The sequence below is a fragment of the Bacteroides eggerthii genome (assembly GCF_025146565.1).
Classification (GTDB): domain Bacteria; phylum Bacteroidota; class Bacteroidia; order Bacteroidales; family Bacteroidaceae; genus Bacteroides; species Bacteroides eggerthii.
Genome location: NZ_CP102258.1, coordinates 867,224 through 891,962 on the forward strand (window position 1 = coordinate 867,224; position 24,739 = coordinate 891,962).

Below are 24,739 nucleotides of genomic sequence, written 5' to 3' on the forward strand. Positions count from 1 at the left end.
TGTTTACTATTTGCTTTGTTGTTCAAGCAATTGGGTTATGGAAGGCACATAGTTATCTAAATCACCGGCTCCCAGCACAATCAATACTTCGACCGACTTCTTTGAAAGCAGGTTCAGGATATCTTCCTTTGGGCAGATACACTTCTCGATGCCCGGACGCAGGTTGTCATATATAAGCCGGCTGCTGACACCGGGAATCGGTTGCTCGCGGGCAGGATAGATTTCCGTCAGAATAACCTCATCCAGCAGTGAGAGGCTGTCTGCAAAGTCTTTGTAGAAGTCTCTGGTGCGGGTATAGAGGTGGGGCTGGAAGATAGCGGTTATCTTCTTATCTTTGTAAAGTTCGCGGACGGACTTCACGCTTTGTGCGATTTCGGCCGGATGATGCGCGTAGTCGCTGAGGAATACGAGCCGGCTGGTTTTTATCTTGAAGTCGAAACGGCGGTCCACTCCGCGGAAACTTGCCATTCCTTGTTTGATTTCCTCGTCGGTCACTCCGTTCAGGTGTGCGAGCGCCATGGCAGCTACGCCGTTCTCTATGTTGATGCCGATAGGTACGCCGAGCCGGATGTCATTGATGCGTGTATCCGGAGCCACGAAGTCGATGAAGATTTCGCCGTTTCCGATGCGGATATTCTCTGCATGGAAATCGCCTTCATCGCGGGAGTAGGTGTATACCCTTACACCCGGCTGCACGTCGGGTTGCAAGGCAAGGCCTTTACGGATAATCAATGCGCCTCCCGGCTGGATGAGGGTAGTGTAGTGACGGAAACTTTCCAGATAGGCTTCGCGTGTACCATATATGTCCAGGTGGTCGGGATCGGTGGCTGTGATGACACTCATATAGGGAGAAAGCCAGTGGAATGAACGGTCGAACTCATCGGCCTCAATCACCGTATACGGGCTGGTCTGGGACAAGAGCAGGTTTGTTCCGTAATTTTTGGAGATACCGCCGAGAAAAGCCGTACAACCTATATGCGACTGGTGGAATAGGTGTGCTGCCATTGTACTCGTGGTGGTTTTGCCATGAGTGCCGGCAACGCAAAGTCCCTTGCTGCTGCGGGTAATCGTGCCTAATACTTGGGAGCGTTTCTGTATCTCAAAACCCTTCTCGTGGAAGTAGGCCAGTTCGGCATGTTCCTGAGGTATGGCGGGGGTATATACTACTAATGTCGTTTCCTTCTCCTTGCAATTCGCCGGAATGAGGTTGATGTTTTCCTCGTAATGTATTTGTGCACCTTCTGCAATCAGATGCCCGGTCAGCTCGCTTGGCGTACGGTCATATCCTGCCACAAACTTGCCTTTGGAGAGGAAATAACGTATCAGTGCGCTCATGCCGATGCCGCCGGCGCCGACGAAATAAACGGATTTTATGGTTTCTATATTCATGTACTTGTTATTTAATAAGTTTCAATACCTCTTTGGCAATGACCGTTGCCGAATCGGGTAATGCCAGTTTGGCTATGTTGTTGCTCAAGGCTTTCAGCTTCTCGTTGTCTTTCACTGTTTCCAGCGCTACGGACAGCAGCTTCTCTTTGGCTTCCGCATCTTTTACGTAGATAGCGGCATCCTTGTCGACAAGGGCCAGTGCGTTTTTGGTTTGGTGGTCTTCTGCCACATTGGGCGACGGTACCAGAATCACCGGCTTGTGCAGCAGGCAGAATTCCGAAATGGAACCGGCGCCGGCGCGGGAGATTACCAAGTCGGCGGCAGCGTAGGCATTCGCCATGTCCTTGATGAAATCTGTCACATAAAGGTTGGGAAGGGCGCTGATGTGTGGGTGGTGCACCGCCTCACCGGTTGCTGTGGTGATTGCGTCCCTTACCTGTGCGATATATATTTTACCGGTTTGCCAGATGAACTGTATGTCGGGGTTCTTCCGGATGATGTCCAAACCTGCGGTTAAAGTTTGGTTGATGGTTCGTGCTCCAAGACTGCCGCCCAGTATGAGGATTGTTTTTTTGGCGGGGTCTAAGTCGAAATAGCGTACGGCTTCTTCGCGGGAAATGGAATGGCCGAGCAGGTTCTGGCGGACAGGATTGCCGGTCATAATGATTTTCTCTGCGGGGAAGAACTTCTCCATGCCTTCGTAGGCGACGCATATCTTGCAGGCTTTCTTGGCAAGCAGCTTGTTGGTGACGCCGGCATAGGAGTTCTGCTCCTGTATCAAGGTGGGCACTCCCATCATTCCTGCCGTTTTCAGGGTAGGACCGCTGGCATAGCCGCCTACACCTACTGCCACCTGCGGGCGGAACTGTTTGATAATGCTGCGTGCTTTCCATTGGCTGCGTGCCAGCTTCACCAATACGGCAAAGTTCTTCCACAGGTGTTTGCGGTCGAAACCCGCAACGGGCAGACCGATAATCTTATAACCGGCATCGGGCACACGCTGCATTTCCATGCGCCCCTCCGCACCCACGAACAGAATTTCCGCATCGGGACACAATTCTTTGATTGCGTTGGCAATGGATACGGCCGGGAAAATATGCCCTCCTGTACCACCGCCGCTGATGATAATGCGCGGTTTGTTGTTCTTCGTTTCCATATCTGAGTGTATATCTACTTGCTACTAATAACTAATCTTAATATTATTCAAATTCAGCATCGCTGTTCAGCATTTTGGCTGTCGGTTCTGCGGCGCTTTGCGCTTCACTGTAAGTGCTTTCGTCTCCGTTATCGGTTTCTATCTGCATGGTGGGCAAGGCGTCGTGTTCACTCTGTTCTTCCAACTTGGCTGTATATCGGCTGACGCTCAGTATCATACCGATATAGGCGCAGTTAATCAAAGTGGAAGTACCTCCCTTGCTGATAAGCGGTAACGGTTGCCCCGTAACAGGAGCCAATCCCACAGCCACCATCATATTGAAGACGGCCTGCGATACCAGCAACAGGGCTATGCCGATGATGAGGAAGGCAGGGAAAGTTCGGTCGCACTTCTTGGCAATGCGTCCCACACGTATCAGCAGGCAGATGTAAAGGAATACCACTATGACTCCTCCCACCAGTCCGAGCTCTTCAATGATAATGGCAAAGATGAAATCGGAAAATGCCTGGCTCAGGAAGTCGCGCTGTACGGAATTGCCGGGGCCTTTGCCGACAACATTACTGGTGGCAACGGCGATGCGTGCATGGGCTATCTGCGCGTCTTTGTCTATATCGAATTTCGCAGCGGGAACCTCCTCGTCATTTGTGAATTTCTCGATACGGGCACGCCACGTGTCGAACCGGTGCAGGAAAGGTATGTCGCTGTTCTTCGTCATCAGGAGGAAGGTGACGGCGATGACGCCTACCGATGTCAGACCGCCGATTAATACCAATAGTTTTTTTGCGGAAACACGTCCTATGAACATCATCAGGAAAACCACTCCAAACAGCAATGCCGCTGTGGATAAGTTTTCCGGGGCGATGAGCAGGCAGATGGCTCCGGTTATTATCATGATCCTTTTAAATGCCTTTGGATGGGCTCCGTCTTCGTCTTGCCCCTTGGAAAGGATGAAGGCTGTGACAATGATAACCGCCATTTTTGCAATCTCCGAAGGTTGGAACTGTATGCCCATGAATGTCATCCAGCGCGCCGCACCATTGATGCGTTCCATCATCATGACCAGCACCAACAGTATGGCAGAAGCCGGTAGCAGAAAGACGGGAAACACCTGGAACCATTTGTAGGGAATGTTGTGCATGAGAACCACAATTACAGCACCCACCATTAGGATAATGCTGTGCTGGGTGATAGGCCCCCAGTGGTCGCCACTCTTGTAAGTGAGCGTACTGGCAGCACTGAACACTTCCGTAATGGAGATGAGACAGAGGAAGAGGAAAATTATCCAGATTACTTTGTCTCCTTTGAATATGCTTTTTAATAAATCCATTTATAATTCTCTTACGTATTTCTTGAATTGATCGCCCCGGTCTTCATAACTCTTGAAGAGGTCGAACGAAGCGCAGCAAGGACTTAGCAATACGGTCTCACCCTTCTTGGCCAATTGGAAAGCTGCTTCCACTGCATCTTTCATACCTGTTTGCACGTCGGCCACAGGAAGCCCGAAGCGGTCGAAGAACTCATGCAACTTCTCGTTGTGCAGTCCCAAATAGACTAAAGCCGAACATTTGGTACGTACCAGTTCTTCTATTTCGGTATAATCGTTTCCTTTGTCTTTGCCACCGAGAATGAGGACGGTCTTGGTGGTCATGCTTTGTAAAGCATACCAGCAGGAATTGACGTTGGTTGCCTTGGAGTCGTTGATGAACTGGATGCCGCGCACTGTCGCCACCTTTTCAAGGCGGTGTTCCACCCCTTTGAAATCGGACAAGGCTTTGCGGATATCTTCTTTTTTGATACCGGCAAGGTTGGCGGAGATACCGGCAGCCAGTGAGTTATACAAGTTGTGGGTGCCATGTAGCGCAAGTTCCTCTTGTTCCATGTTGAAAGCGATAGGCTCGTTGATTTCCACTTCTCCGTCTTCCACATAGGCGATGGCGCCGTCCTCTTTTACGGCGGCGAAAGGATAGGGATGCGCTTTTAAGCCATGCTTCTCCAGTTCTCTGCGGATGATAGGGTCGTCGTTCCAGTAAATGAAAGCGTCTTCCGGTGTCTGGTTCTGCGTGATGCGGAATTTCGCATCTACATATTTCTGCATGCAGTGGTCGTATCGGTCCAGATGATCGGGAGTGATATTCATGAGGACAGCGATGTTGGCGCGAAACTTATACATGTTGTCCAACTGGAAGGAACTCAGTTCTATGACATAATAATCATGCTTTTCCATGGCTACTTGTAGGGCAAGGCTGTTGCCGATGTTTCCTGCCAGTCCCACGTTCAGTCCCGCACTCTTGAAGATATGATAAATGAGCGAAGTGGTGGTAGTCTTACCGTTGGAACCGGTGATACAAATCATCTTGGCGTCTGTATAACGTCCGGCAAACTCTATTTCGGAGATGATAGGAATGCCTTTTTCTTTTAATTTTAGAATAAGCGGAGCGTCATTGGGGATGCCGGGACTTTTCACCACTTCATCGGCGTTGAGTATCAGTTCCTCAGTGTGTTGCCCTTCTTCCCAGACAATGCCATGCTTGTCCAACAGTTCCTTGTATTTGTCTTTGATGGCGGACATATCGGATACGAATGTGTCGAAACCTTTTACTTTGGCGAGTACGGCAGCTCCCGCACCACTCTCGCCAGCTCCTAAAACTACAATTCTACTCATATATTATTATAATTAAGAATGGAGAATGATGAATGAAGAATTCAGCTGCGTATTGTTGCGCTGTATCGGTAATTCTTCATTTTTCATTCATAATTCTTCATTGGGTTGTTATCTTATCTTTAACGTTATAATTGTTATTGCTGCCAATACAATGGTTACAATCCAGAAACGGACGGTAATCTTTGATTCATGGAACAGCTGCGTCGGTTGCGTAAATACCACTTTGCAACCGGGCTCTATCAGGTTCATGCCGGTACGGAAGTGGTCGTGTATCGGCGTCCGTTTGAAGAGACGCTGTTTAACTCCTTTTCGTTTACCGGCTTTATAATATACCCGTTGCAGTATCACCGACAGGTTCTCTACGAGGAATATCCCGCAGAGAATAGGTATCAGCAGTTCTTTGTGGATGATGATGGCATATACGGCAATGATGCCGCCGATGGTCAGGCTGCCCGTATCACCCATGAATACTTGTGCCGGGTAAGCGTTGTACCAAAGGAAGCCGATCATCGCACCGATGAAGGCGCAGATGAAGATTACCAGTTCTTCCGATCCCGGGATATACATGATATTCAGATAGCCGGCATATTCGATGTGGCTGGATACGTATGCCAGTATACCCAGCGTCAGACCGATAATGGCGGAGTTGCCTGCTGCCATGCCGTCCATGCCGTCGTTCAGGTTGGCGCCGTTGGAGACGGCGGTTACCACGAAAATCGTAACGAACACGAACAGTATCCAGCCGGCTGTTTGGGCATGTTCTCCCATGAAGGAGACAAGGTCTGCATAATCCAGGTTATTGCTTTTGAAAAAAGGAATGGTGGTCTGTGTAGCCTTGATTTCTTTGGCAGCATGTACTACTTCAATGCCTTGCCCCGGCTTTTCCACTTCAATATTCTCACGAATGACAACCTGCGGGCTGAGGTATAGCGTAAGGCCTACAATCAGTCCAAGACCTACCTGGCCGATGATTTTGAATTTGCCATGCAGCCCTTCTTTGTCTTTTTTGAATATCTTGATGTAGTCGTCTGCAAATCCCAATGAGCCTAACCAGACAGTGGTGATAAGCATCAGAATCATATAGATATTGTTCAGCTTGCCCAGCAACAGACAGGGAATCAGGATGGAAAAAATAATGATTACTCCGCCCATACTCGGCACTCCCACCTTGTTTACTCCGAACGGGTCGATATTGGCATCCCGTTGCGTCTCGGTGATTTGCTTGCGTTTTAATAGATTAATAAACTTATCACCCCATATGCTCGAAATGAGCAATGCCAGGATGATAGCCATTAACGCTCTGAAAGATGTGTAGCCGAACATGCCCGCACCGGGGAAGTCGTATTTGTCTAACCATTGAAATAAGTAGTATAACATGTCTTTTTCAGTTCTGAGTTATGAATTAATGAATTGCCGGCATGATGTGTGCGGAGCAAACAGCATGACATGCTTCTTTGAAATTCATGATTCATGGTTCTCAATTCATAATTTCTTTAATAATTTCTTTATCGTCGAAATGATGCTTCACTCCTTTTATCTCCTGATAGTTTTCATGTCCTTTGCCGGCAATGAGGATGACATCTCCCGGTTGTGCCAGCATATAGGCGGTTTTTATTGCTTCTTTTCTATCGGTAATGCTGATTGTCTTCTGCATATCGTCCTTGTCCAGTCCGGCCAGCATATCATTGATGATGTCCTGCGGTTCTTCAAATCGCGGGTTGTCGGAAGTGATGATGACGCGGTCGCTCAGGCGGGCAGATTCCTTGGCCATGATGGGGCGCTTCCCTTTGTCGCGGTTGCCGCCGGCGCCGACTACGGTAATCACTTTCCCTTTGCCTTCCAGCACATCGTGAATGGCATTCAGCACGTTGACCAAAGCGTCCGGAGTGTGTGCATAGTCCACAATGGCAGTAATGCCTTTGGGAGAGCGGATAGAGTCGAACCTTCCGGCTACCGGGTGCAGAGTGCTGAGAGCTATGAGGACATCTTCTTCTTTCTTGCCCAACAATACGGCTGCGCCGAATACGGCGAGAAGATTGTAGGCATTGAACTTGCCGATGAAACGTACGGCCAGCTCACGATTGTTGAAGTCAAGCAGCATGCCTTCAAAATGAGACTCCAATATCTTACCCTTGAAGTCACTCAGGCTTCTTAAGGAGTAGGTATATACTCGCGAACGTGTATTTTGAGTCATGACCAAGCCGTTCTTGTCGTCAAGGTTGGTAAGGCTGAAAGCATTTTTCGGCATATCATCGAAGAATTTCTTCTTAGCCTTGAGGTAGTTCTCGACAGTCTTATGGTAATCCAAGTGGTCGCGCGTGAGGTTGGTGAAGATGCCGCCGGCAAACTTCAGCCCGCTGATGCGTTGCTGCGCAATGGAGTGGGAGCTGACTTCCATAAATGCGTATTTGCAACCGGAATCGGCCATTTCGCCCAACAGGCGGTTGAGGGTGATCGGATCAGGGGTGGTATGTTCGGTCGGTATGGCCCGGTCGTCGATGTAGTTGCATACGGTGGAAATCAGTCCGACTTTATATCCGAAATGGCGGAATGTATTATATAATAAGGTAGCAATGGTTGTTTTACCATTGGTGCCTGTCACGCCCACCAACTCCATTTTGGAGGTGGGGTCGCCGTAGAAAGCGGTAGCCACCTTGCCAACTGCATTTTCGCTGTCTTTTACTTGGATATACGTAATGTTGGGGGTAGGTTCTTCCGGCATGTCCTCGCAGAGCACAGCTATGGCGCCCTTTTCGATAGCTGCCGGGATGTATGCGTGCCCGTCGGTCTGCGTGCCGCGCATCGCCATGAACAGATGTCCGGCTGCAACTAAACGGGAGTCGATGTTTACTCCTGTTATGTCTTTCTCCGTACTACCGGTGACTTGTACCGGTTGTATCGTTTTTAATAGTTCGCTTAATTTCATACCTTATTATATATAATGTATATTCTATAATTAATGTAACGTCAGGCTTATCGTCTGTCCCCTGACAAGTCTGCTGCCACCCGGAATGGACTGGCTTCTTACTTTGCCGACGCCGTTGAGGCGCACCCTCAGTCCTTTTCGTTCCAGCAGGTAAACGGCATCTTTGGCTCCCATGCCTACTACACTGGGCACTATGCCGGCGGAGCTCTTCTGGTTTTGCAGGATGACGGCAGACGGGGCAGCCTGGCTGTGTCCCCATAGTTCTTGTCCTTTTTTTGCCTCAAACTGTTTCTGTACCGGGACATCCAGGGCATTGAGCACGTATAACGCTTCGTTCATCTCTCCGGCTTTTACCGTAGGAATCACGTTCGTGGTGCTATCTATCGCATTGCGTATGTCAAATCTCAAATTTTTGGCATATACTCTTTCGGCAATCTTGCTGAATACGCTACCCGCCATTAAGCCTCCTGATGCCGGAAGTCCGGGTTTTTGTATGGAGACAATGCAGCTGTATTTGGGCGCCTCGGCCGGGAAGTATCCGCAGAAGCTGACAAGATAGTTCACCCGCCCCGCCTTATATCCGGCGGCACCCTGGGAAATCTGTGCAGTACCCGTTTTGCCTGCTACGGCAAACTGCTTGCTTCCGGCAGGTTTTGCCAATCCTTCGGAAACCACCTTATGCAGGATTTCCCGTATTTGTGTCAGCGTGTGGTCTGAACAGATTTTGGGATTGATGACTTCCGTTGGGAATTCATGGACAACTTCGCCGTCCTTCACTGCTGCTTTCACGAACTTGGGGCGCACCATTGTACCGTTATTGGCAATGGCGTTGTAGAAGGTCAGGATATTGAGTGGCGGCACCTGCGTTTCGTAGCCGATACTCATCCAGGGCAGGGTGGTCTTGGAGAAATAACGTTCTTTAGGGCCACGTATGTTGGGCTTGCCTTCTCCGGCTATTTGCAGGTGGAGCGGGCGGTCTATGCCGATGCGCTTCAGGCCGTCCACAAACTTCTGCGGATTGTCGCCGTAATGTTTGTCGATGAGATGCGAAACGCCGATGTTGGATGATACTTCCAGGATGCGCGTTACGTTGATCTTGCCATATCCGCCCCGGTGCCAGTTGTGGTCTTTCATTGCGCGGCCATGCATCATCATGATGCCGTTTCCTGTATCGACTTCTGTGTCGGGAGTGATCTTTCCGTCCTCCAGTGCCACCATGATAGAGGCGGTCTTGAAGGTGGAGCCCGGTTCCAGCATGTCGCTGATGGCGTTGTTGCGCATTTCGTAATACTTTCCGTCGCCCGCTTTCATCATATTGACGATTGCCTTTACCTCTCCGGTCTGCACCTCCATCAGTACGGCGACGCCTACATTGGCGTTGATTTCTTTCAGTTTGTCTATCAATGCCTTTTCACAAATGTCCTGCATGCCCACGTCGATGGTGGAGATGATGTCGCAACCGTCTACGGGAGCGATGTCCACTATGTTCAGGTATTTGTTCATCACCTTCTGGCGGTGGGTAATGCCGTCGCGTCCTTTCAGCAGGGTGTCAAAGGCAAGCTCGATGCCGTTCTTTGCCCCTTGTGCCGTATCGGCGTAGAGGTCGCCCAATGTACGGGCTGCCAAAGAACCGAAAGGTTTTTTACGCTGGTTGTAAGTCTGCTCGTGGAAGCCGCCCTTGTATTTGTTCAGGTTGAACACCGGCAGCCGCTTGGCTTCTTTGTACTGGATGTAAGAGATGCGTTTGGGATAGATCAGGTAGTTGCGGCTTCCCTTTTTGCGCCCTTTCAGCAGGTGCCTCTTGAATTCGGCGGCGCTCTTATCCGGGAATATCCGGTGCAGTCCCTCGCAGATTTCACCCAGATGGTTCATAAGCATGGTGTCTTTCTTCTGACCGCCTGCTTTGAAGTCCATGTAAATGCGGTACTCCGGTAAGGAACTTGCCATCAGTTTGCCGTCGGATGAAAGAATATTGCCCCGGTTGGGCTTGACGGTGACGTTCTCCTTCACAAAGCGGTCGGCGACATCTTGCCAGTACTGCCGTTCGGCAAACATGATGACGGTACCTTTTACGATAATAGCCACTCCTATCAGTCCCATGACAAGGACTACGAAGAAGTAACGTGTCATTATATTTTTCTTGTTTACTGCCAAGGCTTTTTTAATTTACTGTTTTAACGAATTACAATTTACTATTTGGGGGTTTATGATTTACTAAACTGTCGCTTACGATTTACTAAATCGTTGCTTGCAATTTACTAAATCTTGTTTGCCCCTGTTCTTTGCTCTCATTTGATTAAATACGGCGGATTGGTCGAAGTCTGCAAATCGCTTTCTTTTGTTGCGATATATTCCTCGATGCGCGATTGACGGCTGCGTTCCATTAATTCGGAGCTGCGTGTCAGGGCGTCGTACTTAATATCTATCAGTTCTTTCTTGAGTTTGTCTATCTCTATCATTTGTTGCTGACAGGCATAGCGGTTGTGGATGTAGAACAGAATAAGAACCATGATGAGAACAAGCAGTCTGGTCTGGCGGCGGAAGAAGTCCGTAGCCAGAATGTCGCCGCCGATAATGTTCTTTAGCGAGGTGCGTCTTTTCACTTTTTCACCTTTCTGTCCTTCCTGTTTATAATCTGTTTCGTTCATCACCCTATTGCTTTATCACTTTCTCATTTTCATTTATTTCTCAATCTTCTCCGCAATCCTCAGTTTGGCGCTTCTTGAGCGTGGGTTACGTTCTATTTCCGTTTCGTCAGGAACGATAACCTTGTTGTTGACCAAGCGGAAAGGCGTCTGTATGTTCCCGAAGAAGTCTTTTTCGGCCTTACCTTCTATGTTCCCGGTCTTCATAATGTTTTTCACCATGCGGTCTTCCAAAGAATGGTAGGTGATTACCACCAGTCGGCCGCCGGGCTTTAATGCTTCCGTAGCGGCATATAGCATCTCTTTCAGCGCTTCCATTTCCCGGTTGACTTCAATGCGCAATGCCTGAAACACTTTTGCGAGTTCTTTCTTTTCTCTTTCCCGTCCGAAGAGGGGCTTGATGATGTCCAGAAAATCTCCGATCGTACTGATCTGCCGGGTGGCGCGCGCTTTGACTATGACGGATGCCAGCTTGCGGCTGTTCTTTAGTTCCCCGTACAAATAGAAGATATCGGCAAGGCGTTCTTCCTCGTAGGTGTTTACAATATCGGCGGCGGTGCATCCGGCGCGTTTGTTCATACGCATATCGAGCATACCGTCGAAACGGAAAGAAAATCCCCGTTCGCTGTCGTCGAAATGGTGCGACGACACGCCAAGATCGGCGAGTATGGCATCCACTTGCTCAATGCCATGATAGCGCAGGAAGTTATGCAGATAACGGAAGTTGCTGCGTACAAATGTAAAGTGCGGGTCATTCACAATGTTCTGTTCCGCATCTTCGTCCTGGTCGAACCCCAGCAGCCTTCCGCCTTCACCCAGCCGGGACAGTATCTCGCGTGAATGGCCTCCTCCGCCGAAGGTCATGTCTACATACGTTCCGTCGGGGCGTATATTCATGCCGTCAACACTCGGCATCAGCAGTACCGGAATATGATATGTCGTTTCTTCTTTCATCGTTCATCGTTAATACGTTAATCACTAATCATCCCACTCTCTCCCAAGATGTCTTGCAAGGCTTCGCTGAATTCTTCGGGGTTCATGAAAGGCTGTTCGGCCTTTTCTTTCGCCCAGATCTCAATCGTGTTGTCCACGCCGATGAAGCGTACGTCGCTTTGTATGCCTGCCATTTGCAGGTAGCGTTTGGGCAACAGGATGCGTCCGTTCCCGTCGGGAACCATGATTTCAGCATCACTCACAAACTGTCGGAAGATTTGTTGGTGTTTCGCATTCCATTTGTTCAGCCGCTGCCGAAGTTGGTTCTGCGTGGCGAACCAGACACTTTCCGGATAGAGCACCAGACAGTCTTGGAATACATCTTTACGCAACACGAGCCTTTCCTCGGAGACAGCTTGCAACTGCTTCCGGAAGCCGGCAGGGATAAATACGCGTCCCTTTGCATCGGTCTTAGCTTCGATATTGCCTAAAAAACGTATCATTTTTCACCTTATTATAATAAGTGACGGTAAAAATACACATTTCCCCACAATTCCCCACAATGTTTTAACTAAAATCTTACTTAGAAGTTTTCAACAGCTTGTTGATTACTTATTTTGTTGGAAATGAACATGCTGCCAAGGCGCTTTGACCGGTGGGGGAATTGGGACGGTTGAATCGTTTTTCCGGGACAAAAAAATCCCATGAGGCGAATGGATTTACCTCATGGGATGAATTTATGTGGTTTTATGTAGATGCCGATTAAACAAAATCCTTCAATTCCTGTTGTAGTTTTTGGCGGGTGAAGAATATGCGGCTCTTTACTGTTCCTAACGGAAGTCCCAGTTTTTCGGCTATCTCGCGGTATTTGAAACCGGAAACGTGCATGGAGAACGGGACTTTATATTCGCGTGGCAATGAATTGACAATGCGGTGCATCTCTTTCAGGTCGTATGCGCTTTCCGTACTCTCAAAAGCGTTGTCGCGCGGAAGATTCAGATGATAAAGATTGTCTGTCTGGTCTACAAATGTCTGGTCGCGCACCACTTTACGGTAGTTGTTGATAAAGATGTTGCGCATGATAGTATATATCCAACCTTTGAAATTAGTATCGGGCATGTATTTATCTTCATTATCCAAAGCTTTGAGCGATGTTTCTTGAAGAAGGTCGTTTGCTTCTTCTCGGTCGGAGGTGAGCTTGTATGCGAAGCGTAATAAGTCGTTTTGAACCCCAACCAGGTCTTTTTTAAATGTAATACTGTTCATAATGTGCTTTGTTAAATGATTACTTGTTCGTTTAGCTTTTCAGCTTTGCAAGTTTACGAAAGTTCCGGCTTCCCGGCGGGCGGTTTTCAAGCAATCTTTGGGGGAAAATCTATCAATTGATAGATTTTAGGTGCTATTTGATAGATTTTGGGTGTAGTTTTCTATCGAATATTTGCATTTAATTAAAAAGATGCGTTAATTTTGCGCAATCATTTCATCATAAGAAGAATGGCTGACGACTCTTTATTTTTGATTGACATTGATCGGATTCTTCGGGAAAAAGCTCCGAAGCATGTAAAGTATATCCCTAAGTTTGTCGTGTCTTACTTGAAGCGCATCGTTCATCAGGATGAATTGAATGTTTTTCTGAAAGAGTCGAAAGATAAGGTAGGGGTGGAATTCTTGCAGGCTTGTCTGGAGTTTCTGGATGCCAAGCTAATAGTGAAAGGTGAGGAGAACCTGCCTAAAGACGGTCTTTACACATTTGTTTCCAATCATCCTTTGGGCGGTCAGGACGGAGTGGCATTGGGCTATGTGCTTGGAACCTACTACGGTGGAAAGGTGAAATACATGGTCAATGACCTGCTTATGAACCTGCATGGCCTGGCTCCCCTCTGTATCCCTATTAATAAGACCGGTAAGCAGGCCAAGGATTTTCCGAAAATGGTAGAGGCCGGGTTCGCGTCGGACGATCAGCTTATCATGTTTCCCGCCGGGCTTTGTTCGCGCCGCCAGAATGGCGTCATCCGCGATTTGGATTGGAAAAAGGCGTTTATAGTGAAGAGTGTGGAGGCGCATCGTGATGTGGTGCCTATCCATTTTGAAGGACGTAATTCCAATTTCTTTTACAACTTGGCAAACCTCTGTAAAGTGTTGGGCATCAAGTTTAATATTGCTATGCTTTATCTGGCGGATGAGATGTTGAAGAACCGCCATAAAACATTTACCATTACAATAGGCAAGCCCATTCCCTGGCAAACATTCGATAAGACGAAGACACCTGCCCAATGGGCCCAGTATGTAAAAGATATCGTGTATAAATTATAAATTGAAAATTAAAATAGAAGACCGGGAGTTGATACGGAGGACATTTATTCTCAACTCTCAATTCTCAATTAAAGTAATATGGAAGATATAATTGCACCGATCAGCAAAGAATTGCTGAAAGCGGAGTTGACGGAAGACAAACGCTTGCGCATGACGAACAAGAGTAATAATCAGATATACATTATTACTGCTCAGGATTCACCCAATACGATGAAAGAAATCGGGCGTCTGCGTGAAATTGCATTTCGGGCTGCCGGTGGCGGAACGGGCATGTCGATGGATATTGATGAATACGATATCATGGACAATCCCTATAAGCAGTTGATTGTCTGGAATCCGGAAGCAGAGGAGATATTAGGCGGTTACCGTTATATTCTCGGTACGGATGTACGTTTCGACGAGCATGGTGCACCGATTCTGGCTACTGCACACATGTTTAACTTCTCCGATAAGTTTCTGAAGGAATATCTTCCCACTACCATTGAGTTGGGGCGTTCGTTCGTAACGCTCGAATATCAGTCCACCCGCCGCGACAGCAAAGGCCTGTTTGCGCTGGATAATCTGTGGGACGGCTTGGGTGCGTTAACGGTGGTTATGCCCAATGTGAAATATTTCTTCGGAAAGGTCACCATGTATCCCAGCTATATACGCAAAGGGCGTGACATGATCCTTTATTTCCTGAAGAAGCATTTTGCGGACAAAGACAGCCTGATTACTCCGATGAAACCGCTGCAATTGGAAGCTGACGAGAAGGAACTGGCAGCTTTGTTCTGTAAGGATACATTTAAGGAAGATTACAAGATCCTTAATGGTGAGGTGCGTAAATTGGGGTATAACATCCCGCCATTGGTAAATGCATATATGAGCCTTAGCCCGACCATGCGTATGTTCGGTACGGCTATTAATTACGGTTTCGGTGATGTGGAAGAAACCGGTATTTTAATCGCCGTTGATGAGATTCTGGCAGAGAAGCGCATCCGGCATATACAGTCGTTTATAGAGAACGAGCCGGATGCATGTAATCTGACTTCCGGGGCGAATAAGATATTCTTTCCGAGCAGATAACCGCATTTTATACTGCCGGCAGACTGTTTCCGTTGATTTTCCGGTAGAGGTCGAGCGCAAAGACGTCCGTCATGCCTGAGATATAGTCTAATACCGCCTGTATTCTTTCATACAGCGCGGTTGCTTTCATGTTATATTGGCCGGATACGCGGTTGATGAGCAACTGCGAATATGTTTTTTCCGGTGAGCACACTGCATCGATCATCAGCTCAAGCAGGGTGCTGATGATGCGGAAACCGGCAAGTTCTATGTCCAGTACGTCGCGTGAGCGGTAGATTTTCTTGAAAGAGACCTCGGCGCAGTGCTTGTAGGCAGCAGCAGGCCGTTCCGAAATATGCTTGATGAGGCTGCCTTCAAATTCTCCTTCTAAAATCCGGGCTTCATTATTGAGGAACGCTTGGGTGCATTCGCCGATGAGCAGTCCGATGACAGACGAGCGCAGATAGGCTATCTGTTCGTTGGTGTCGCTTACAATCTTGAAAGTGTCGAGTATGTGTGCCTTGCGTTCGTCGGGGAAGTAGGACAATAGCAGTTCCTGTGTTTCCTGCGTAGTTAGGATTTTCAGTTTATGCGCATCTTCAATGTCCATCATCTGGTAGCAGATATCATCTGCCGCCTCCACCAGATAAACGAGCGGGTGGCGGGCATACTTCAGCGGAGAGTCGTTCAGCTTCTTCATGCCCAGTTCTTCGGCTATCCGCCGGAAGCTGTTTTCTTCGGTTGTGAAGAATCCGAACTTGGACTTTTCTCCGGCCAAACTCGATGAAAAGGGATATTTTACGATACTGGCAAGTGTGGAATAGGTCAGGACGAAGCCGCCTTTGCGACGTCCTTCAAACCGGTGGGTAAGCAGGCGGAAGGCATTTGCATTTCCTTCAAAGTGTGTCAGGTCTTCCCATTGCGCCGGGGTCAGCTGTTCTCCGTTGGGCTGTTTTTCTTTCAATGCCATGCCCTTTCCTTCCGAAAAGAAGGTGGAGATGGCGCGTTCGCCGGAGTGGCCGAAGGGTGGATTTCCCAGGTCATGGGCGAGGCAGGCGGCGGAAACGATAGAGCCGATTTCCGGCAGGTAGGAGCTTTGCAGGTCGGGACGGCGCTCAAGGATGGCTTTGGCTACATCATTGCCCAACGAACGGCCCACACAGGATACCTCCAGACTATGTGTCAGCCGGTTGTGGACAAATATGCTTCCGGGCAGGGGGAACACTTGCGTTTTGTTCTGCAATCTCCGGAAAGGGGCGGAGAAGATAAGGCGGTCGTAATCCCGCTGAAATTCGGAACGGTTCTCGTGGCGTTCTTTGTGAAATTCTTCCAGGCCGAATCGCTTGGCAGATATGAGGGTATTCCAGTCCATGACGATAATTATATTAATTGGTGATGTGAGCCACTTGTCGGGTTATAGCTCATTTCTTTCCGGTAATGAGTCCGGTCCGACTCCTGATTCGCATTAATAACAGATTATTTAACTGCAAATGTATCATTATTTTGCTTCAAAATCACTATTTTCGCCCTCTATAATGAAAGAAGCCCTGTTGTAGAGTAGACTTAGCAGGTCTTTTTTGTAATAGTAATCTTAATTAATCCGTAATTAACGCCATGACTGTCCAAATTATAAATAAGTCAAAACATCCGTTGCCTGCGTATGCCACCGAGCTGTCTGCCGGAATGGATATTCGTGCCAATCTTTCCGAGCCGATGGTGCTGGAACCGTTGCAGCGCTGCTTGGTTCCTACCGGCCTGTATATTGCTTTGCCCGCAGGGTTTGAGGCGCAAATCCGTCCCCGTAGCGGGTTGGCCATCAAGAAAGGAATTTCGGTGCTCAACTCTCCGGGTACCATCGACGCCGACTATCGCGGTGAGATTTGTATTATCCTCGTGAACCTTTCTTCGGAAAGATTTGTGATTGAGGATGGAGAGCGGATAGCCCAAATGGTAATAGCCCGTCATGAGCAAGCCGTATGGCAGGAAGTGGATGTGCTGGACGAAACGGAGCGCGGTTCCGGCGGCTTTGGGCATACGGGCGTGTAGTTGGTGATGAGTTATAAGTGATTAATGATTGGTGATTAACGGAAGTTTACTTATACCATCTGATTTTACATAGATAATGAGCATATTCAAGAACAAGAAAACAGGACTATTTTTATTGGTGGCAGGCTTCTTGCTTGTTTCCTGCGGGACGTCCCGTAAGCAGGCAAAGGCATTATCGGCAAAGCCTGTGGCCGAACTCACTCCGGAGCAGCAGCGCAAGTACGATTATTTTTTTCTGGAAGCATCCCGCCTGAAGATACAAAAAGATTATGACGCGGCTTTCGACTTGCTGCAGCACTGCCTGACAATCAATCCGAATGCTTCGTCGGCTCTGTATGAGCTGGCGCAATATTATCTGTTCCTGAAACAAGCGCCTCAGGGACAGGCGGCGTTGGAGAAGGCGGTGGAAAATGATCCGGATAATTACTGGTACAGTCAAGGGTTGGCGAACCTCTACCAGCAGCAGGATGAAAAGGAGAAGGCGGTGCGGTTGCTGGAAGATATGTCTGTACGTTTCACCGACAAACTGGATCCTCTATATGCCCTGTTGGATATTTACAATCGGCAGGAGCAATACGATAAGGTGATTGCCACGCTGAACCGGATTGAAGGGAAGATGGGCAAAAGTGAGCAGTTGAGTATGGAGAAGTTCCGTATTTACCTGCAAATGAAAGACAATAAGAATGCTTTCCATGAGATAGAGAGCTTGGTTGCGGAGTATCCGATGGACACCCGCTATCAGGTTGTGCTGGGTGATGTCTATATGCAGAACGGGAAGAAAGACGAAGCATACGGCATATACCGTAAGGTATTGGATGCAGAGCCGGATAACGCAATGGCTATGTATTCGCTTGCCTCCTATTATGAAGCCACCGGGCAGAAAGAGCTCTATCAGCGGCAGTTGGACACATTGCTGCTCAACAAGAAAGTGCCTTCGGAAACGAAGATGAATGTAATGCGGCAGTTTGTGGTGCAGAATGAGCAGGACGGCAGGGACAGTACGCGGGTCATCAGCCTTTTCGACCGTATTCTGGAACAAGAGCCGGACGATGCCGGGATACCGATGTTGTATGCCCAGTACCTCCTTTCCAAGGGGATGAACAAGGAAGCGTTGCCCGTATTGCGCCGGGTGTTGGCAATCGACCCCACCAATACGGCTGCCCGTATGATGTTGTTGGGTGAGGCTGTCAAGAAAGAAAATTACGGTGACGTCATTGAGCTGTGCGAAGCAGGCGTTGAGACCAATCCTGAAATGCTGGAGTTTTATTTCTATTTGGCCATTGCCTATAATCAGGCCGAACGGACCGATGATGTGATTGCGGTCTGCCGGAAAGCGTTGTCGCACACCACAGACGAGAGCAAGAAAGAGGTTGTTTCGGACTTCTATTCCATTTTGGGCGATGCCTACCATACGAAAGATTTGAATACGGAAGCCTATGCCGCTTATGATTCGGCATTGGTGTACAACCCCTCCAATATCGGTGCGTTGAACAACTACGCTTATTACCTGTCCGTCGAGCGCCGCAATCTGGATAAAGCGGAGGAGATGAGCTATAAGACGGTGAAGGCCGAACCCGATAACGCCACTTATCTGGACACCTACGCTTGGATTCTGTTCGAGAAAGGCAATTATGCCGAAGCCCGCCTGTATATAGACGACGCCATGAAGAATGACGGCGGCAAGAGCGACGTAATTGTGGAACACTGTGGCGACATCTATTATATGACGGGTGATGTGGACAAAGCTTTGGAATACTGGAAGCAGGCATTGGAGATAGGCAGCAAGTCCAAAACCCTGAAGCAGAAGATTCGGCAAAAGAAGTATATCGGTGATAAGTAACGACGTATATGTCGGTGACCAATAAAAAGTGATAAGACGATGAAACAAGTAAAATCCAATAGTAAGATACTGCTCTTTCTCCTTTTCTTCCTCTGTTGTCTGACGGGGTGTAAGACTTCCCGTAAGGCGGAGACGTCCAAATTGCCTGAGAGCGCCCGTTACCTGTCTTCTAAAGTACGGTTGACGATTCCTTCCAAAGACGCTGTTTTCACCGTAAACGGCACGATGAAGCTGATAAGCGGCGAGCGGATGCAGCTCTCGTTCTTGATGCCTATCATACGTACGGAAGTGGCGCGCATGGAGGTGACGCCCGAAGAGATATTGCTGGTGGACCGTATGGGCAAACGCTATGTGCGGGCTACCCGTAAGGAACTGAAGGATGTATTGCCGAAGAAGGCGGATTTTGCCCATTTGGAGAAGATCCTGTTCGATGCTTCCAAGCCCAAAGGAAAGAGGGAGCTGACAGGGAAGGAGTTGGGTATTTCTTCTTTGGAGAAAGGCAGGGTGGAGTTGTCCGGCTTTTCCTACGGTCCGTTTTCCCTGACGCCCACTGAGTTGTCTTCGAAATATACGGAAGTCGAGTTAAGTGAAATATTAGAAATGCTGATGAGCTTATGAGACGTTTGCTTTGTATTTTTATAAGTTGTTTCTGTCTGGTTTTTCCGCTTCTTGCACAGTCCAACAGGCTAATTAAGGAGCTGGAGAGCAAGCGCGGTGCTTTGCAAAAGCAGATTACCGAGTCGGAGACACTTCTGAAAACTACAAAGAAGACCGTAAGCAGCCAGTTGAATGGGCTTGCCGCCCTGACGGGGCAGATAGAAGAGCGTAAGCGCTACATCCTCACCATCAATAAGGATGTGGAGGCGATAGACCGCGAACTGTCATCGCTGGAGCGTCAGTTGGGGCAGTTGCAGCGTGATTTGAAGGACAAGAAAAGGAAATACGACTCTTCTGTCCAATACCTTTATAAGAACCGCTCCATTGAGGAGAAGCTGATGTTTATTTTCTCTGCCCAAAGTCTGGCGCAGACTTATCGCCGCTTGCGCTATGTGCGCGAGTATGCCACCTATCAGCGTTTGCAGGGTGAGGAGATACTGAAAAAGCAGGAACAGGTGAATAAGAAGAAAGCGGAACTCAGGCAGGTACGCGCTGCAAAAGCCGATCTGCTGAAGGAGCGTGAATCCGAGAAGATGAAGCTGGAAAAGCAGGAGAAGGAGAAACGTACGCTTGTCACCAGCTTGCAGAAGAAGCAGCGCGGTTTGCAAAACGAGATTGCCAAAAAACGCCGCGAAGCCAATCAGCTCAATGCGCGCATCGACCGCCTCATTGCCGAAGAGATAGAGAAAGCCCGCAAACGTGCGGCGGAGGAGGCCCGTCGCGAAGCTGCCGCACGCAAGAAGGACGGTGCGAAGACGGACAAGTCGGCTACGGCTTCCGGTGCATCCAAAACAAAGGCTGCTCCTTTGGAGACTTATACCATGAGCAAGGCCGACCGCGAGTTGTCCGGCGATTTTGCCAATAACCGCGGTAAGCTGCCTATGCCCATCAGCGGGGCTTACATCATAACCAGCCATTACGGGCAGTATGCGGTGGAAGGGTTGCGCAACGTCAAGCTGGACAATAAAGGCATCGACATTCAAGGAAGGCCGGGAGCACAGGCCCGCGCCATTTTCAACGGTAAGGTGGCGGCCGTATTCAAGCTGAACGGGTTGTTCAATATCCTTATCCGCCATGGGGCATATATTTCCGTCTATTGCAACCTCTCTTCCGCTTTGGTGAAGCAGGGCGACACAGTCACCACCAAGCAGGCCATCGGGCAGGTATTCTCCGACGGAGCCGACGGCGGACGCACTGTACTCCACTTCCAGTTGCGCCGGGAAAAGGAGAAACTGAATCCCGAACCCTGGCTGAACAGATAAATTCTTTCTTTCCGTTTCCCTTAGCAGAACATTTTGTTTCAGTCTATCGGAGCTTTTCTGTTTTTCTGCATTTGATATTTGGTTTCGGTGGGTTTGGACAAAATGCCCGGCCGGACGGAACACCTGTTTAGATAATTACGGATGTCATATATATATTAAGGTAATTCGTACCTAAAGTAATCAAATGTTGTATTATGGATTTTAAAACAATGAAGTATGAGACAGAAAAGTTTGACCGACTTCATGAACGAAGTCATTAAAGATTTGTGCGAGCAGGGCCGTTTTGCTACGGCCCATGTCTACAAGTACGCTTTGCGCTCCTTTACGGAGTTTGTGGGCGGAGGTTCCATTTATTTCGGCGCGTTCAGCAAGCGCTCGTTGCGCCGCTTCCAGACCTATATGGAGGAGCGGCAGCTCAGTTACAACACCATTTCCACCTACCTCCGCTCGTTGCGTGCGGTCTACAACAGTGCGGTGGATGCCGACTTGGTGAGGGGAGAGTTCCGCCTGTTTGCCGGACTGAAAACCGGGGTGGCTTCGGAACGTAAGCTGGCGGTTACGGCGTTGCAGATGCAGAAGCTGCTCAAGCAGCCTTTGTCTGCCGGAGCGCTCAAGGCTTCCGCTGTCCGCCTGTCCGGTGCGTCCGGTTCGGATGATTTTCTGGCACGCATGCAGAAGGCCCGCGACTGCTTCTCGCTGATGCTTTTCTTGCAGGGGATGCCCTACGTGGACCTTACACACCTCCGCAAGTGCGACCTTAACGGCAACCTGCTCACCTGCCGCCGGCGTAAGACGGGTACGGAACTTTGTATTCGTGTCACTCCCGAAGCTATGGCTCTGATAGAACGGTATGGCAACCACGACGAACATTCTCCCTACCTGCTCAACCTGCTTGGCAGCAACCCTGACGGAGAGGAGGATTTCCACCAATACCGGAGCAACCTGCGTGGGCTGAACTATTACCTTTCTTTTCTTCCCTCGCTCTGCGGATTGCATGGCTTGAAGATAAGCTCCTACACCCCGCGCCACACATGGGCCACGCTTGCCAAGTATTGCCAAGTGCCCGAAGAGATTATTTCCGAAGGACTGGGACACTCCTCTCTGGAGGTCACCCGTTCCTATCTGAAAAGTTTTGAAGGGGATGAACTCGCTAAAGCCAACAGAATAATAATTGATTATATTTGGTCCGGGAATAAGACCCTGTGGAATAAGCAGTAATGTGTCTGTTACTCCGTAAGTAACGGAAGTAAAACCGCAGCAAAGATATGAATAATTATATAAAAAACAATATACAAAACATAATCATTTAAAAATAAAAAGGTTTTAAGATGTCTTTCTCTTTCCATACAAGCTAAAACACCGACATATCGCGCCTCTTCGGCCTACGAGAACGCATACGGTTCTCATCTCCATATTTGGATCTGAAAATGGAGACACTGTTTTATATGCCTGCCCCGGCATATTATCATTTATAAATCTTTTGTTGGAGCCTGTAACGCTTTACAGATAGGTTGTTTGTTTTTTACTGTTACTTACGGAGTAACAACCTACAAACAAACAAAATGATATGCTTAAATTACCGGTTCTGACACTGCTGGTTTTCTTTTTGGGGACAATTCATGTCCGGTCCGTTCATGCACAGGAGAATTCTTTATCTCCTCCGGCCTGTTCCCAAACAGTCTATTTCCGTTTCGACAAAGCGGAGGTTGAAAGTGCGTATATGGACAACCGCCACGCCCTGTCCGCTTTGGACAGTCTTTTCTCCGACCCTGTATATGTATGGTCCATCGACTCCATTTATATCCACGCTTATTCTTCACCCGAAGGTAAGAGTGACTACAACCTTGAGCTTTCCCGCCGTCGTTCACAGGCCATGAGCAAATACCTTACGGAACGTTATCCCATGCTGAAACTCGGTTCCCGCATCTCCTGCATTTCGGGTGGTGAGAACTGGGACGGGATGAGGGAAGCGGTGGCGCGCGCTTCCGACTTCAATGAGCGGGAAGAGGTGCTGATGATTATCGACCAAGTGAGCGACCTTGCCCGGCGCGAACAACTGCTGAAACGCCTTAATGCCGGATTGGCATACCGCTATATCAAAGACAACATCCTGCCGCCGCTGCGCAATGCAGTGGTATGTGTCATACGGACACGTCGTCCGTTGCCCGACAAACGGCATCCTTCGCTTCCCCCCGTCCGTTCCTTCCCCCTGCATTCGGCCACTGTGCAGCCGCAGTTGCGGGAGGGAGCGGAGACCGTTTCCCCACCGGACGCAAAGCGGGTGCGTCCCGCACGCTATGCCGCCCTCAAAACCAATCTTGCCGCTTGGGCCGCCACCACCGTAAACCTTGCCTATGAGGTGCAAGTGGGCAGGCGCTTTACGCTGGACCTGCCGTTGATGTGGAGTTCGTGGGACATCACCGCGGAGCATGCCTTGCGCGTGATTGCCTTTCAGCCCGAACTCCGCTATTGGTTCTCCTCTGCGGGGAAGGGGCATTTCGTCGGGGTGCATGCCCATGCCGCCCGCTACAACCTGAAGTGGAATGCAGCGCGCTATCAGGACAACGAGTGCCCCCTGTTCGGGGCGGGCGTGAGTTACGGTTATGCGTTCTCCTTCGGCCCGTCATGGGGCATGGAGCTCAACATCGGAGGAGGCTATGCCCAAACCCGCTACCGCCTGTACAGCAATGTGCCCAACGGTGCATGGCTCGATACCCGCACCCTCCGCTACTGGGGGCTTACCCGCTTGGGAGTGTCATTTATCTATAAACTGCCGCAGCCATGAAAAAACGACTGATACACATATATACTCTCACCATAAGGCTCTGCGCTCCGGCGTTCACGCTGTCCGCCTTGTCCGCGCTTGGGGCGATGCTTGTGCTTCTTGCAGGGTGCATCCACCAGTATCCCGACGACGGGCAGGCGGCGGACGTGACGCTCCGGGTGCAGTTGCTGCCCGAACGCGAACTCATCCTCCTGCCTCCCATCACCAAGGGCGGTGCCGCCGTCCTTCCCGAAGGCTGCCTGCCCCGCGTCACAGTGGAAGCCCGTCCGGCGGACGGGAGCGGTGCGGAGGTGGTGCGGACGGTAACGGCATTGAGTGCCGAAGAGTGGTCGCAACCCCTGATCACCCTTCCCGTTCCCCTGAAACTCAAGGCTGTTCCCTATCGGTTTACTGTATGGGCGGACTATACGCGGGGAGCATCGCTGCCCGATACATACTACAATACGGAGAATTTCCGTTCTGTGTCCCACACGCTTCCGTATGAGGAAGACTACCTGCGGCGAGAGGCCTTTTTCGGCAACGCCTCCGCAGACCTTGCGGGCGAGGAGTGGCGGGACGGCATACAGATAACCGTCAAACGTCCGCTGGCGCACTACCGCATCGTTGCAACCGATGTGCAGGAGTTCCTGAACAAGCAGCAGGCTAACGGCCGTCCCGGTGCGGGCGAATACGAGGTGAACATCATCTACGCGTACTTCCTCGTCACCCATTTGGATGCCGTTACGGGGCAACCGCTCAATTCCGGAGCGGGCTTCAGCTATACCCGCAGCATAAATCTCTCTGAAGATATGACCGAGTGCGAGCTTGCCGCAGACTATATACTGGCGGACGAGCAGGGGTCGGGAGTGACGGTGACGGTGGAGGTTCGGGAAAAAGGCGTCGGGAAAGCTGTGCTGAGCCGCAGCTCCGGTCTGGAGATACCTTATCGGAGGGGGCACACCACCACCGTCACAGGCCGTTTCCTCACCGCCGGTAGCGGAGGTGGTGGCGGTAGCGGTAGTGGCGGCATAGATATAGGTATCGACGGAGACTATGACGGAGAGATAAACATAGATGCGAGGAACTAAATATTTACTAATTA

At 49.5% G+C, this 24,739-nt stretch carries 21 protein-coding genes; 9 read left to right on the plus strand and 12 right to left on the minus strand.

Annotated elements, in window-relative coordinates; genetic code table 11:
* Positions 1–6: 6 nt before the first annotated feature.
* From NQ546_RS03610 to NQ546_RS03660, 11 genes are all read right to left on the minus strand, one after another.
* On the minus strand, positions 7–1,389 hold the full coding sequence (locus NQ546_RS03610) for a UDP-N-acetylmuramate--L-alanine ligase (RefSeq protein ID WP_004292024.1): 1,383 nt from the start codon (positions 1,387–1,389) through the stop codon (positions 7–9).
* A gap of 7 nt (positions 1,390–1,396) precedes the next feature.
* The gene (gene murG / locus NQ546_RS03615) at positions 1,397–2,545 is read right to left on the minus strand and encodes an undecaprenyldiphospho-muramoylpentapeptide beta-N-acetylglucosaminyltransferase (protein ID WP_004292025.1); all 1,149 of its coding nucleotides are present in this window, start codon (positions 2,543–2,545) and stop codon (positions 1,397–1,399) included.
* Between the two features lie 43 nt (positions 2,546–2,588).
* Entirely contained in the window at positions 2,589–3,872 is a 1,284-nt protein-coding gene (locus tag NQ546_RS03620) for an FtsW/RodA/SpoVE family cell cycle protein (RefSeq protein WP_004292026.1), read from the minus strand.
* The gene (murD, locus tag NQ546_RS03625) at positions 3,873–5,207 is read right to left on the minus strand and encodes a UDP-N-acetylmuramoyl-L-alanine--D-glutamate ligase (protein WP_004292027.1); all 1,335 of its coding nucleotides are present in this window, start codon (positions 5,205–5,207) and stop codon (positions 3,873–3,875) included.
* Between the two features lie 108 nt (positions 5,208–5,315).
* The gene (gene mraY, locus NQ546_RS03630; protein ID WP_004292028.1) at positions 5,316–6,584 is read right to left on the minus strand and encodes a phospho-N-acetylmuramoyl-pentapeptide-transferase; all 1,269 of its coding nucleotides are present in this window, start codon (positions 6,582–6,584) and stop codon (positions 5,316–5,318) included.
* A 100-nt stretch (positions 6,585–6,684) separates the two neighbouring features.
* Positions 6,685–8,133, minus strand: coding sequence for a UDP-N-acetylmuramoyl-L-alanyl-D-glutamate--2,6-diaminopimelate ligase (locus tag NQ546_RS03635; protein WP_004292029.1), 1,449 nt, complete (start codon positions 8,131–8,133; stop codon positions 6,685–6,687).
* A gap of 30 nt (positions 8,134–8,163) precedes the next feature.
* Positions 8,164–10,263 (minus strand): penicillin-binding protein, encoded by a 2,100-nt coding sequence (locus NQ546_RS03640; protein WP_004292030.1) that lies wholly within the window; start codon positions 10,261–10,263, stop codon positions 8,164–8,166.
* A gap of 158 nt (positions 10,264–10,421) precedes the next feature.
* Complete coding sequence (locus NQ546_RS03645) at positions 10,422–10,781, minus strand: FtsL-like putative cell division protein (RefSeq protein WP_004292031.1); 360 nt, start codon at positions 10,779–10,781, stop codon at positions 10,422–10,424.
* 33 nt (positions 10,782–10,814) lie between these two features.
* A complete protein-coding gene (gene rsmH, locus NQ546_RS03650) occupies positions 10,815–11,732 on the minus strand; it encodes a 16S rRNA (cytosine(1402)-N(4))-methyltransferase RsmH (RefSeq protein ID WP_004292032.1) in 918 nt (305 codons plus the stop codon).
* 17 nt (positions 11,733–11,749) lie between these two features.
* Positions 11,750–12,214, minus strand: a complete 465-nt coding sequence (mraZ, locus tag NQ546_RS03655) for a division/cell wall cluster transcriptional repressor MraZ (protein WP_004292033.1) — start codon at positions 12,212–12,214, stop codon at positions 11,750–11,752.
* 259 nt (positions 12,215–12,473) lie between these two features.
* A complete protein-coding gene (locus NQ546_RS03660; RefSeq protein WP_004292034.1) occupies positions 12,474–12,977 on the minus strand; it encodes an RNA polymerase sigma factor in 504 nt (167 codons plus the stop codon).
* 228 nt (positions 12,978–13,205) lie between these two features.
* Here NQ546_RS03660 and NQ546_RS03665 point away from each other — a divergent pair, with 228 nt between their 5' ends.
* Both NQ546_RS03665 and NQ546_RS03670 read left to right on the plus strand, forming a co-directional pair.
* Positions 13,206–14,024 (plus strand): 1-acyl-sn-glycerol-3-phosphate acyltransferase, encoded by an 819-nt coding sequence (locus tag NQ546_RS03665; protein WP_004292035.1) that lies wholly within the window; start codon positions 13,206–13,208, stop codon positions 14,022–14,024.
* 78 nt (positions 14,025–14,102) lie between these two features.
* The gene (locus NQ546_RS03670; RefSeq protein WP_004292036.1) at positions 14,103–15,089 is read left to right on the plus strand and encodes a GNAT family N-acetyltransferase; all 987 of its coding nucleotides are present in this window, start codon (positions 14,103–14,105) and stop codon (positions 15,087–15,089) included.
* Between the two features lie 7 nt (positions 15,090–15,096).
* On the opposite strand, the gene NQ546_RS03675 is transcribed toward NQ546_RS03670, so the two are convergent.
* Positions 15,097–16,440, minus strand: a complete 1,344-nt coding sequence (locus tag NQ546_RS03675; protein WP_039953480.1) for a deoxyguanosinetriphosphate triphosphohydrolase — start codon at positions 16,438–16,440, stop codon at positions 15,097–15,099.
* A gap of 242 nt (positions 16,441–16,682) precedes the next feature.
* Between NQ546_RS03675 and dut the strand changes: the two genes are divergently transcribed.
* The 7 genes from dut to NQ546_RS03710 all read left to right on the plus strand — a co-directional run bounded on the left by dut (position 16,683) and on the right by NQ546_RS03710 (position 24,725).
* A complete protein-coding gene (gene dut / locus NQ546_RS03680; protein WP_004292039.1) occupies positions 16,683–17,114 on the plus strand; it encodes a dUTP diphosphatase in 432 nt (143 codons plus the stop codon).
* A 76-nt stretch (positions 17,115–17,190) separates the two neighbouring features.
* Positions 17,191–18,954 carry a tetratricopeptide repeat protein gene (locus NQ546_RS03685; protein ID WP_004292040.1) on the plus strand — a complete coding sequence of 588 codons (1,764 nt, stop codon included), beginning with the start codon at positions 17,191–17,193 and terminating at the stop codon, positions 18,952–18,954.
* 39 nt (positions 18,955–18,993) lie between these two features.
* Positions 18,994–19,572, plus strand: a complete 579-nt coding sequence (locus NQ546_RS03690; protein ID WP_004292042.1) for a DUF4292 domain-containing protein — start codon at positions 18,994–18,996, stop codon at positions 19,570–19,572.
* Positions 19,569–20,873 (plus strand): murein hydrolase activator EnvC family protein, encoded by a 1,305-nt coding sequence (locus NQ546_RS03695; protein WP_004292044.1) that lies wholly within the window; start codon positions 19,569–19,571, stop codon positions 20,871–20,873. The genes NQ546_RS03690 and NQ546_RS03695 overlap by 4 nt, the downstream gene beginning before the upstream one ends.
* Before the next feature lie 216 nt (positions 20,874–21,089).
* Positions 21,090–22,091, plus strand: coding sequence for a tyrosine-type recombinase/integrase (locus NQ546_RS03700; protein WP_039953482.1), 1,002 nt, complete (start codon positions 21,090–21,092; stop codon positions 22,089–22,091).
* 349 nt (positions 22,092–22,440) lie between these two features.
* Positions 22,441–23,658 carry a DUF3575 domain-containing protein gene (locus tag NQ546_RS03705; protein ID WP_004292053.1) on the plus strand — a complete coding sequence of 406 codons (1,218 nt, stop codon included), beginning with the start codon at positions 22,441–22,443 and terminating at the stop codon, positions 23,656–23,658.
* Positions 23,655–24,725 carry a DUF6562 domain-containing protein gene (locus tag NQ546_RS03710; protein ID WP_004292055.1) on the plus strand — a complete coding sequence of 357 codons (1,071 nt, stop codon included), beginning with the start codon at positions 23,655–23,657 and terminating at the stop codon, positions 24,723–24,725. Before NQ546_RS03705 ends, NQ546_RS03710 begins: the two co-directional genes overlap by 4 nt.
* Positions 24,726–24,739 lie beyond the last annotated feature (14 nt).

What these genes read in the sequence shown, in the direction of transcription:
- NQ546_RS03610 (WP_004292024.1), bottom strand. Translation starts at nt 1,389, where the DNA reads ATGAATATAGAAACCATAAAATCCGTTTATTTCGTCGGCGCCGGCGGC.
- murG (WP_004292025.1), bottom strand. Translation starts at nt 2,545, where the DNA reads ATGGAAACGAAGAACAACAAACCGCGCATTATCATCAGCGGCGGTGGT.
- NQ546_RS03620 (WP_004292026.1), bottom strand. Translation starts at nt 3,872, where the DNA reads ATGGATTTATTAAAAAGCATATTCAAAGGAGACAAAGTAATCTGGATA.
- murD (WP_004292027.1), bottom strand. Translation starts at nt 5,207, where the DNA reads ATGAGTAGAATTGTAGTTTTAGGAGCTGGCGAGAGTGGTGCGGGAGCT.
- mraY (WP_004292028.1), bottom strand. Translation starts at nt 6,584, where the DNA reads ATGTTATACTACTTATTTCAATGGTTAGACAAATACGACTTCCCCGGT.
- NQ546_RS03635 (WP_004292029.1), bottom strand. Translation starts at nt 8,133, where the DNA reads ATGAAATTAAGCGAACTATTAAAAACGATACAACCGGTACAAGTCACC.
- NQ546_RS03640 (WP_004292030.1), bottom strand. Translation starts at nt 10,263, where the DNA reads ATGACACGTTACTTCTTCGTAGTCCTTGTCATGGGACTGATAGGAGTG.
- NQ546_RS03645 (WP_004292031.1), bottom strand. Translation starts at nt 10,781, where the DNA reads ATGAACGAAACAGATTATAAACAGGAAGGACAGAAAGGTGAAAAAGTG.
- rsmH (WP_004292032.1), bottom strand. Translation starts at nt 11,732, where the DNA reads ATGAAAGAAGAAACGACATATCATATTCCGGTACTGCTGATGCCGAGT.
- mraZ (WP_004292033.1), bottom strand. Translation starts at nt 12,214, where the DNA reads ATGATACGTTTTTTAGGCAATATCGAAGCTAAGACCGATGCAAAGGGA.
- NQ546_RS03660 (WP_004292034.1), bottom strand. Translation starts at nt 12,977, where the DNA reads ATGAACAGTATTACATTTAAAAAAGACCTGGTTGGGGTTCAAAACGAC.
- NQ546_RS03665 (WP_004292035.1), top strand. Translation starts at nt 13,206, where the DNA reads ATGGCTGACGACTCTTTATTTTTGATTGACATTGATCGGATTCTTCGG.
- NQ546_RS03670 (WP_004292036.1), top strand. Translation starts at nt 14,103, where the DNA reads ATGGAAGATATAATTGCACCGATCAGCAAAGAATTGCTGAAAGCGGAG.
- NQ546_RS03675 (WP_039953480.1), bottom strand. Translation starts at nt 16,440, where the DNA reads ATGGACTGGAATACCCTCATATCTGCCAAGCGATTCGGCCTGGAAGAA.
- dut (WP_004292039.1), top strand. Translation starts at nt 16,683, where the DNA reads ATGACTGTCCAAATTATAAATAAGTCAAAACATCCGTTGCCTGCGTAT.
- NQ546_RS03685 (WP_004292040.1), top strand. Translation starts at nt 17,191, where the DNA reads ATGAGCATATTCAAGAACAAGAAAACAGGACTATTTTTATTGGTGGCA.
- NQ546_RS03690 (WP_004292042.1), top strand. Translation starts at nt 18,994, where the DNA reads ATGAAACAAGTAAAATCCAATAGTAAGATACTGCTCTTTCTCCTTTTC.
- NQ546_RS03695 (WP_004292044.1), top strand. Translation starts at nt 19,569, where the DNA reads ATGAGACGTTTGCTTTGTATTTTTATAAGTTGTTTCTGTCTGGTTTTT.
- NQ546_RS03700 (WP_039953482.1), top strand. Translation starts at nt 21,090, where the DNA reads ATGAGACAGAAAAGTTTGACCGACTTCATGAACGAAGTCATTAAAGAT.
- NQ546_RS03705 (WP_004292053.1), top strand. Translation starts at nt 22,441, where the DNA reads ATGCTTAAATTACCGGTTCTGACACTGCTGGTTTTCTTTTTGGGGACA.
- NQ546_RS03710 (WP_004292055.1), top strand. Translation starts at nt 23,655, where the DNA reads ATGAAAAAACGACTGATACACATATATACTCTCACCATAAGGCTCTGC.